At 67.2% G+C, this 8,599-nt stretch carries 6 protein-coding genes; all 6 read left to right on the top strand.

The window, feature by feature from the left end; translation table 11 throughout:
• Positions 1 to 54: 54 nt before the first annotated feature.
• The 6 genes from C0481_RS17515 to ribB all read left to right on the top strand — a co-directional run bounded on the left by C0481_RS17515 (position 55) and on the right by ribB (position 8,321).
• The gene (locus C0481_RS17515; RefSeq protein ID WP_293406166.1) at positions 55 to 1,461 is read left to right on the top strand and encodes an amino acid permease; all 1,407 of its coding nucleotides are present in this window, start codon (positions 55 to 57) and stop codon (positions 1,459 to 1,461) included.
• 226 nt (positions 1,462 to 1,687) lie between these two features.
• Positions 1,688 to 3,235: an MATE family efflux transporter gene (locus C0481_RS17520; RefSeq protein ID WP_293406168.1), complete on the top strand. Its 1,548-nt coding sequence runs from the start codon at positions 1,688 to 1,690 to the stop codon at positions 3,233 to 3,235.
• A gap of 188 nt (positions 3,236 to 3,423) precedes the next feature.
• The gene (locus tag C0481_RS17525; protein WP_293406170.1) at positions 3,424 to 4,755 is read left to right on the top strand and encodes an acyl-CoA dehydrogenase family protein; all 1,332 of its coding nucleotides are present in this window, start codon (positions 3,424 to 3,426) and stop codon (positions 4,753 to 4,755) included.
• Between the two features lie 151 nt (positions 4,756 to 4,906).
• The gene (locus C0481_RS17530; protein WP_293406186.1) at positions 4,907 to 6,625 is read left to right on the top strand and encodes a class I adenylate-forming enzyme family protein; all 1,719 of its coding nucleotides are present in this window, start codon (positions 4,907 to 4,909) and stop codon (positions 6,623 to 6,625) included.
• Positions 6,622 to 7,197, top strand: coding sequence for an NADPH-dependent FMN reductase (locus C0481_RS17535; protein ID WP_293406172.1), 576 nt, complete (start codon positions 6,622 to 6,624; stop codon positions 7,195 to 7,197). Before C0481_RS17530 ends, C0481_RS17535 begins: the two co-directional genes overlap by 4 nt.
• Positions 7,194 to 8,321 carry a 3,4-dihydroxy-2-butanone-4-phosphate synthase gene (gene ribB, locus C0481_RS17540; protein WP_293406174.1) on the top strand — a complete coding sequence of 376 codons (1,128 nt, stop codon included), beginning with the start codon at positions 7,194 to 7,196 and terminating at the stop codon, positions 8,319 to 8,321. The genes C0481_RS17535 and ribB overlap by 4 nt, the downstream gene beginning before the upstream one ends.
• The last annotated feature ends 278 nt before the right edge of the window (positions 8,322 to 8,599 follow it).

Consider the following 8,599-nt stretch of genomic DNA (forward strand, 5'->3'; position numbering starts at 1 on the left):
TCACGTGCGCCGGGTCATGGTCGTGCGACAAGAATAAGCCTTCGGGGGAAGTCCATGAGTTTCGTGACGCGACGCAAGTCGATGGAGCCGCCGGCGGCCCATGACGGGCATGGTCTGATCCCGACGCTTGGCTGGCCGCATCTGGTCGCCCTCGGCGTCGGTGCGATCATCGGCACCGGCATCTACACCCTGACCGGCGTCGCCGCGGGGCTGGCCGGCCCGGCGGTGATTCTATCCTTCGCGTTGGCTGGCGGGGTCTGCGCTTTCGCGGCGCTCTGCTACGCCGAAATGTCGACGATGATGCCCCAGGCGGGCAGCGCCTACACCTATTCCTATGTCGGCATGGGCGAGTTGGCCGCCTGGGTCGTCGGCTGGAGCTTGATCCTCGAATACACCGTCGTCTGCTCGACGGTGGCGGTCGGCTGGTCGGGTTATGCCGGCGGGCTGATGCAGCAGGCGGGCTGGTCGGTGCCGCAAGCGCTGCTGGCCGGGCCGCATGCGGGCGGGATCATCAATCTGCCGGCCGTCTTCATCACCCTGGTGGTCAGCGCTCTACTGCTGGTCGGCACGCGCGAAAGCGCCACGGTCAACTTCATCCTGGTGATCGTGAAAATCGTCGCCCTTGCCGCCTTCGTGGCCCTGACGATCCCGGCGTTCGACGCCGCGCATTTCGAGCCCTTCGCTCCGTTCGGCTATGGCGCGACCATGGACGCCGACGGCGTCAAGCGCGGCGTGGCGGCGGCGGCCGGCATCATCTTCTTCGCCTTCTACGGCTTCGATGCGATCTCGACCGCGGCCGAGGAGACTAAGAACCCGGGCCGTGACCTGACCATCGGGATCATCGGCTCGATGTTCGCCTGCACCGCCATCTACATGATCGTCGCCGCCGCGGCGCTGGGCGCCTCGCCCTTCGACGTGTTCTCCAAGAGCCCCGAACCGCTGGCCTACATTCTGCGCAGTCTGGATCATCCGCAGGTCGCCGCCGTGGTCGCCGGGGCGGCGGTCGTCGCCCTGCCGACCGTGATCATGGTGTTCATGTTCGGCCAGAGCCGGATCTTCTTCGCCATGGCCCGCGACGGGCTGCTGCCCCGCGGACTTTCAAGAGTGGGCGCCCGCGGCGTGCCGGCGCCGGTGATCATTCTGACCGGCGTGGTGGCCGCCAGCATCGCCGGCGTCCTGCCGCTCGACGAGATCGCCGCCCTGGCCAATGCCGGCACCCTGCTGGCCTTCATCGCCACCGCCATCGCGATGATGCTGATGCGCCGCCGTGCGCCGGACCTGCCGCGGCCGTTCCGCACGCCGCTGTGGTGGATCGTCGGCCCGGCGGCGGTGCTCGGCTGTCTCTATCTGTTCTCCACCCTGCCGGTGTCGACCCTGGTCAACTTCCTGATCTGGAACGCCGTCGGCGTTGTCGCCTACCTCGCCTATGGCCGGGTCAAGAGCCGGCTGGCGAGCGCTTAGGTCGCCTTTGCAGGCCCGGGCGCTCATGCGGCGCCCGGGCTGACGCGTCCGCCGCAACCTGGGGATTTCTTCCCGCTAAGCTCACTCCGGATGCTTGAGGCGGCGCAGGCGCGCGCCTACAGTCGCTTCGCCTGCCGCCCGGGGCGTAAGCAAATCAGCGCCCTCATTTCATGGGCGAGGTCGGGCGGCCGGACGGCGCATATTCTTCAGCGCCCTGGGGAGCGAAGTGAATTCAGCGGTTAAGAAGGACGCGTCCGCGCCTGCCGGCCATCCCGGCGGCATGCAGGACCTGACTACCGGCCCGATCGGCAAGACCTTGATCGTGTTCGCCCTGCCGGTGCTGGGCTCCAACATCCTGCAGTCGCTGAACGGCTCGGCCAACGCCATCTGGGTCAGCCACGTGCTGGGCGAGGCGGCCCTGACCGCGACGGTCAACGCCAACAACATCTTCTTCCTGATGCTGGGCGCGGTGTTCGGCATGACCATGGCCGCGAACCTGCTGATCTCGCAGTCGGTCGGCGCCAAGGACGTGGCCACCGTCAAGCGGGTGGTGGGCTCGGCCTCGACCTTCTTCCTGGCGCTGTCGCTGACGGTGGGGGTGGCCGGTTACCTGCTGACGCCGTCGATCCTGAAGATCATGCAGACCCCGCCGGACGCCACGCGCGACGCGATCACCTACCTGCGGGTGATCTTCGCGGCGATGCCGTTCATGTACTTCTTCTCGTTCGTGATGATGGCGCAGCGCGGGGCCGGCGATTCCAAGACCCCGTTCTGGTTCTCGGTCGCCGCGGTCGGGTTGGACGTGATCCTCAATCCGATGCTGATCACCGGCTTCGGGCCGTTCCCGCGTCTCGGCATCGCCGGGTCCGCGACCGCCACCCTGATCAGCCAGACGCTGACCCTGACGGTGATGATCGTCTACCTCTACCGCACCGATAGCGTGCTGATCCTCAAGCGCGGCGACTGGAAGCTGTTTCGGCCTGAGCTGGCGATCATCAAGACCTTGGTGGTCAAGGGCTTCCCGATGGCCCTGCAGATGCTGGTGATCTCCGGGGCGGCGGTGATGATGATCCGCTTCGTCAACGCCTACGGCTCGGCGACGGCGGCTGGCTATGGCGCGGCGATCCAGCTGTGGACCTACATCCAGATGCCGGCCATGGCGCTGGGCGCTGCGGTCTCGTCGATGGCCGCCCAGAACGTCGGCGCCGGCAAGATGGACCGGGTCAGCCAGGTGGCGCGCAAAGGCGTGCTGATCGCCGCCTTCATGACCGGGATCCCGGTGGCGCTGATCTATCTGGTTGAGCCCTATGTGCTGATGGCTTTCCTGCCGTCCGACAGTCCGTCGATGGCGATCGCCATGCACATCAACGCCTTCGCGCTATGGGGCTTCATCCCGTTCGGCATGGCCTTCGTGCTCAACGGCATCATTCGCGCCACCGGCGCGGTGTGGCCGCCGCTGCTGGGGCTGCTGATCGCGATGTGGTTCGTACGGATCCCGTTCGCGCACTATCTCGAGCCGACCCTGGGCCAGGACGCCGTGTGGTGGAGCTTCCCGCTCGGTTCGATCATGTCGCTGGTCCTGGCCGCCGGCTACTACCGCTGGGGCGGCTGGCGCAAGGCTCGGCTCATGGAGGGCATTCCCGTGGGATCGGCCCCCGACACCGGCATGGGCCCGCCCACAGTGGCCGAGGAGACCGAGGTGCTCGACGGCGCCGCGCGTCACGCCTCCGTGGGCGGCATGGTCAAAGCTCCGGCAAAGGCGCCGGCCGAATAGGGCCGAGCCTAGAAAACGCAGCCAAGCCGCATCGGCGACGTTGCGTCACGCAAACAAGCGTTTGATAATGTCGACAAGCGCGGGCGGCTAACCGGCTGTCCGCGCGCAACAATTTTGTGTGGCTGCGCGCCATACCATACCGCTTTTTTGAAAAATCGCGATTCGTAAGCAAAGATGGGAGACGCCAGATGGCGTGGGATTTCGAAACCGACCCCGAGTTCCAGAAGAAGCTCGACTGGATCGAGGACTTCATGCGGGAGGAGGTCGAACCGCTCTCGCAGCTTGGGCTGGCGGTCCGCGGTTCGCTCGGGCGCGAGAAGTTCATCAAGCCGCTGCAGCAGAAGGTGAAGGACCAGGGCCTGTGGGCTTGTCACCTCGGTCCGGAACTGGGCGGGCAGGGCTATGGCCAGCTCAAGCTCGGCCTCATGAACGAGAAGCTCGGCCGCAACAGCCTGGCCCCGACCATCTTCGGCTGCCAGGCCCCCGACACCGGCAACGCCGAGATCATCGCCCACTACGGCACCGACAAGCAGAAGGAGCAGTACCTCTGGCCGCTGCTCAACGGCGACATCCGCTCGGCCTTCTCGATGAGCGAGCCGACCGGCGGCTCCGACCCGCTGACCTTCAAGACCCGCGCGGTGCTGGACGGCGACGAGTGGGTGATCAACGGCGAGAAGTGGTTCTCCACCAACGCCCGCTATTCGAAGGTGCTGGTGCTCTACGCGGTGACCGATCCGGACGCCAAGGACCCCTATCGCCGGACCTCGATCTTCCTGGTGCCGACCGACACGCCCGGCGTTGAGATCATCCGCAATGTCGGCGTTGGCGGCGGCGGTGAGATCGGCGGCGGCAACGAGGGCTATGTCCGCTACAACAATGTCCGCGTGCCCTACGATGCGCTGCTGGGCGAGCGGGGCGCGGCCTTCGTGATCGCCCAGGTCCGCCTGGGCGGCGGCCGGGTCCACCACGCCATGCGTACGGTCGGCGCCTGCAAGCACGCTCTGGACCTGATGTGCCGCCGCGCGGTCTCGCGCACCACCCGTGACGGCAAGCTGGCTGACCTGCAGATGGTCCAGGAGCAGATCGCCGACAGCTGGATCGCGGTCGAGCAGTTCCGCCTGCTGGTGCTGCGCACCGCCTGGCTGATCGACAAGCACAAGGACTACAACATGGTCCGCAAGGACATCGCCGCCATCAAGGTCGCGATGCCCAAGGTCTATAACGACGTGGCCACCAAGGCCGCCCACCTGCACGGCGCGCTGGGCGTCTCCAACGAGATGCCGTTCATGCACATGGTCACCAGCTCGCTGGTCATGGGCATCGCCGACGGGCCGACCGAGGTCCACAAGGTCACCTTGGCCAAGCAGGTGCTGAAGGACTATCGGCCCGACAACGACCTGTTCCCGAACTACCACCTCCCGCGCCTCAAGGAGGCGGCCGAGGAGAAGTACGCCAAGGAGCTGGCCGAGCTGAAGGAGGCCTATAAGGCCGAGCGGGCCAGGAGCGCAGCGAGCGCCTAACGGCTGTACCGCCGCAAGAGCATGAGACTAGTGTGTGGGGCGGCCTCTGATTAGGGGCCGCCCTATCTATTTGAGCTATTCGATTTCGAGGATTTTCGTGACCGACGTTCAGACCGATTCCGCGCCGCCGGCCGCTCCCGCCTGGCCCGTCATGACGCTCGCCGAGGCCCACGCCCGGCTCACCGCCCCCGGCCAGCGCTTCGAGATCGAGGAAAAGCCGATCCGCGGGATCGTAACCCGTACCTGGAAAAACGCCCCGCCGACGCTCCGCGACATCTTTCTCAACGGCCGCACCTTCAAGGACCGGGAGTTCCTGGTCTACGAGAACGACCGCGCCACCTTCGAGAGTTTCGCCCGCGCGACCATCACGCTCGCCCACCAGCTACAGGCTGACGGCGTGAAGAAGGGCGACCGCGTCGCCGTCATCATGCGCAACATTCCCGAATGGCCGGTGGCCTTCTGGGCCGGGATCCTGGCGGGGGCGATCGTCACCCCGCTGAACGCCTGGTGGACCGGGCCCGAGCTCGAATACGGCCTGGCCGATTCCGGAACCAAGGTCGCCATCGTCGACGACGAACGGCTCGAGCGCATCACCGCCTCGTTCCCGAACCTGCCGGATCTGCAGAAGGTCTATGTGCCACGCCTGGCCGGGGATCCGAGCGACGACAAGGTCCGCCGACTGGAAGACGTCATCGGCCAGGTCAACGACTGGGGCCAGCTGGCAGACCGGCCGCTGCCGGACGTGGCGCTGGCGCCGGAGGACGACGCCACCATTCTTTATACGTCGGGAACGACCGGCAAACCGAAGGGCGCGCTGGGCACCCACCGCAACATGACCGCCAACATCATGGCCAGCGGCATCTCGGCGACCCGCAACTTCCTGCGCGCCGGCCAGCCGCTGCCGGAAAGCGATCCGCACAAGCTGCCGCAGCGGGTCAATCTGCTGGTCGTGCCGATGTTCCACGCCACCGGCCTGTCGGCGAACCTGTCGCCGGCGCTGAACGCGGGCGGCAAGATCGTGCTGATGCGCCGCTGGGACACCGAGCCGGCGATGGCGCTGATCGAGCGCGAGAAGGTCAACTCGACCGGCGGGGTGCCGACCATCGCCTGGCAGCTGATCGAGCATCCGGCGCGCGAGAAGTACGACCTCTCGTCCCTGCAGTCGGTGGCCTATGGCGGCGCGCCGTCGGCGCCGGAACTGGTGCGCAAGATCGTCGAGGTGTTCCCGGCCTCGCAGCCCGGCAATGGCTGGGGCATGACCGAGACTACGGCGACCTTCACCTCGCACCTGGGCAAGGACTATGAGAACCGCCCGGCCAGCGCCGGCCCGGCCGCGCCGGTCGGCGAGATGCAGATCCGCGACCCCGCGGACGGCGTGACCGTGCTGGCCCCCAATGCGGTCGGCGAGCTGTGGGTCAAGGGCCCGCAGGTGGTGAAGGGCTACTGGAACAAGCCCGAGGCCACGGCCGAGACCTTCGTCGACGGCTGGCTGCGCACCGGCGACCTGGCGCGGATCGACGAGGAGGGCTTCCTGTTCATCATCGACCGGGCCAAGGACATGCTGATCCGCGGCGGCGAAAACATCTACTGCGTGGAGGTGGAGAACGTGCTTTACGACCACCCCGACGTGATGGACGCCGCGCTGGTCGGCCGGCCGCACAAGACCCTCGGCGAGGAGCCCGTCGCGGTGGTGCATCTCAAGCCCGGCGGAACCGCGACCGAAGACGAGCTGCGCGCTTTCGTGCGGGAACGCCTAGCGGCCTTCAAGGTCCCGGTGGAGGTGCGCTTCTGGCCCGAAACGCTGCCGCGCAACGCCAACGGCAAGATCGTGAAGACCGAACTGAAGAAGCTGTTCGAGGGGACCTCATGAGTTCGCGCAAGCCGCTGATCGTCGGCATCGGCGGCACCACCCGGATTGGTTCGAGCACCGAGCGGGCGCTGAGCGTCGCCTTGCGGGCGGTCGAGGCCGGAGGCGGGGAGACCCGCCTGCTGGGCGGTGAGTTCCTGGCCCGCCTGCCGATCTACAATCCGGCGATCGCCGAGGCTACGCCCGAGCAGGTCGAGCTGGCCGAAGCGGTGCGCGCGGCCGACGGACTGATCGTCGCCTCGCCGGGCTATCACGGCTCGATCTCCGGGGTGATCAAGAACGCGCTCGATACCCTGGAGATGCTGCGCGGCGATGATCGGCCCTATCTGACCGACCGCGCCGTGGGCTGCGTCATCACCGCCGACGGCTGGCAGGCGGCCGGAACCACCTTGACCACCCTGCGCTCGATCGTACATGCGCTGCGGGGCTGGCCGACGCCGTTCGGCGCGGCCCTGAACGCCACGACGGGTCTGTTCGACGCCGAGGGCGGCTGCATCGAGGCGAAGGACGCCTGGCAGCTGGCCACGGTCGGCGAGCAGGTCCTGGACTTCGCCAAGATGAAAGCCCGAGTATGACCACCTCCCACTCAGACGATGCGCCTCACGAGTCGGCGATCTCGCCCATCGAGGACATCATCGAGGACGCCCGCAATGGCCGTCCGTACATCCTGGTCGACGCCGAGGACCGCGAGAACGAGGGCGACGTCATCATCCCGGCGCAGTTCGCCACGCCCGACCAGATCAACTTCATGGCCAAGCACGCGCGCGGCCTGATCTGCCTGTCGATCAGCGCCGAACGGGCGCGGGCGCTGCGGCTGCCGCCGATGGCCATCGACAACCAGTCGGGCCACGGCACCGCCTTCACGGTCTCAGTCGAGGCGCGAGAGGGCGTCACGACCGGCATCTCGGCGCATGATCGCGCCCACACCATCGCCGTGGCGGTTGATCCGACCAAGGGGGCGGACGACATCGTCTCCCCCGGGCATGTGTTCCCGCTGGTGGCCAAGGACGGCGGCGTGCTGGTCCGCGCCGGCCACACCGAGGCCGCGGTCGACATCAGCCGCATGGCCGGCCTCAATCCGGCGGGCGTGATCTGCGAGATCATGAAGGACGACGGGTCGATGGCCCGCCTGCCCGACCTGATCTCGTTCGCCCAGTTGCACGGGCTGAAGATCGGCACCATCGCCGACCTGATCGCCTATCGCCGGCGCACCGAGCGCCAGGTGGAGCGGGTGCTGGAGACGCCGTTCGACAGCGCCTTCGGCGGTCGCTTCCGGATGGTCATCTACCGCAATATTCTCGACAAGACCGAGCACGTGGTCCTGACCAAGGGCAAGATCGACGCCGACAAGCCGACCCTGGTGCGCATGCACCGCGTCGACCTGGCGGCCGACATGCTCGGCCACAACGAAGCGCGTCGTGACTATGTCCAGCGAGCCCTCCAGGCGATCGCCGACTATGACGGCGCCGGGGTGGCCGTGTTCATCCGCGACTCGAACCCGGCCTGGCTGTCGGAACGCTATGGGGCCGAGCCGGGGGCCGATCTCGGCGCCAACGTGCTGCGCGACTACGGCGTCGGCGCGCAGATTCTGCTGGATCTGGGCGTGCGCGACATGGAGCTCTTGTCCAATTCGGCCACCGTGCTGCCGGGATCTGGGGGCTACGGACTGCGGATCGTCGGCCGGCGGGCGCTGGCCTAGCCGCTTGAGGCCAAGCGTGGCCGTGGTTTGCGACCAATCTTGCCGCAGGTTGTGAAAATCGCTTGCCTTGTGAGCAGCTCGTGACTAAGTTCCGCTCCTTCGATCGATCGCCGCGGCGCTCTGGGGAATACCATCCGGATCCCCCGCGGTGATTTTTGCGCTGAATTTTCGGGTTTCCGAAGCTTCCGCAAAAAGACTGAAAAGTCTGGTTGACGAGGACGGGGTGGCCCTCTAGACAGCCGCCTCCCTGGACGGGGACGCCGCCGGGACGAACTAGG

Source organism: Phenylobacterium sp. (assembly GCF_013822795.1).
GTDB lineage: Bacteria > Pseudomonadota > Alphaproteobacteria > Caulobacterales > Caulobacteraceae > Phenylobacterium.